The 1,454-nt window shown below is 72.6% G+C and carries 1 protein-coding gene; it reads right to left on the minus strand.

Annotated features, from left to right (window positions below):
• A partial coding sequence (locus AX737_RS01940) for a DUF1254 domain-containing protein (protein WP_066918573.1) occupies positions 1-1,390 on the minus strand: 1,390 nt, incomplete at its 3' end.
• Positions 1,391-1,454: the final 64 nt, after the last annotated feature.

Raw genomic sequence — 1,454 nt, forward strand, 5'->3', positions numbered from 1 at the left:
GATTCCAGCTGCCGTCGAGCACCTCCGGCCGCGGCCAGTAGAGGCGCAGGTTCAGCGTGAAGGGGCCGGCGGCTGGGGCCGGCAGCCAGTTCGCTTCCTTCCCCGCCCCGGGGCTCTCGCGCTGCACGTGGAGATCGAGCGAGCCGTCGGGGTTGTAGGTCAGGCGGTCGCGGTCGCCGATGGCGTAGCGGTCGATCGGGTTCTGCGCGAAGAGCTGGCGCGCGTCGTACAGGGTCAGGGACCAGAATCCGCGCGCCGGCGGGATCTCGCCCTTCTCGAAGTGGATGGTGTAGCGCCTGTCGCTGTCGAAGGGCCTGCCGTCCGCATCGACCAGCCCGGTCGGGTAGACCGCATCCTCGATCGTGTTGGCGCCGAGGCCCGCATAGGCCACGCCGGCCCGGTGGACGTAGTCCGCGCCGTAGGTGCCGATCGCCGTGTAGTTCGTGCGCCAGCCGTTCACGAACCGGCCCGCGGTTCGGAACACGCCCTTGATGCGCGCCAGGGCCGGCGCCTTGGCCTCCGCGAGGGCCTGGAGCACCTCCGGCCGCAGGCTCCGGGGATCGATCGCGCCGGGAACGAGGCCGATCCGCCGCATGCGGTCGAGGATCGGGTGATCGACGGCGTGCGGCGGGTTGGCCTTCGCGACCTCGCTGAAGAGGGCGAAGAAGGCCGGCGCTTCGAGATCCTCCACCTGCTCGACCGGCGGCTTGTCGCTGCGCGGGGCCGGGCTCGCGGGGCCGGGCGGCGGGGTGCCGCCCCCCTCCCACGCGCTGAGGGGGGCGACCCGGATCGCCCGCTGGAACCGGTGCACCGCCGCGTAGTCGGCGGGACCGTCGGTCCGCGTGCGTCCGATGATCCAGCCCATACCGGTGGGGCTGCGCACGCGCTGGACGCCCTCGGGCAGGGTGCCGTTCCAGTCCGGCCCGACGAGCGCGAAGGTGTGAGGGGCGTTCCCGGTCGTGCGCGAGCCCGGCGATGCGAACACCTCCGTCCACATGTCGAGGATCGGCAGGAGGACGTAGCGGCCCTCCGGGTTCGGGATGCCGATGACCAGGGGCTCGGCGGTCACGTCGAACCAGAGCGAGGAGTAGAGCGTGTCGGCGTTGGGCCGCACCACCGCCGTGAACCGGGGATCCGGGAAGGCCTCGAGATGCGCGAAGCGGTTGACCGGTGCCGCCAGCGCGGTGGTCGCTTCCGCGACGCTCGTCGTCTGACGGCGGGTGAGTTCCATGAGGACCAGCGGGTAGGCATAGATGTAGGCGTCGGCGGCGATCTCGCGGACCTCGTCGGACGGCGGCAGGGCGGGCGGTGCGGAGTCCGCGCGCGCGCAAGTGCCGACGAGCAGAAGGCCGAGGACGCCCGGCGCGGACAGGATCGGCCATGTGCGCATCCGTCTCTCCATGGGGCGCGGGGCGGTTCGGCGACGCGCCGAGCACCCGCCGGATCATGGCGGT

It is taken from the genome of Methylobacterium sp. CCH5-D2 (genome assembly GCF_001556475.1).
Classification (GTDB): Bacteria; Pseudomonadota; Alphaproteobacteria; order Rhizobiales; family Beijerinckiaceae; genus Methylobacterium; species Methylobacterium hispanicum.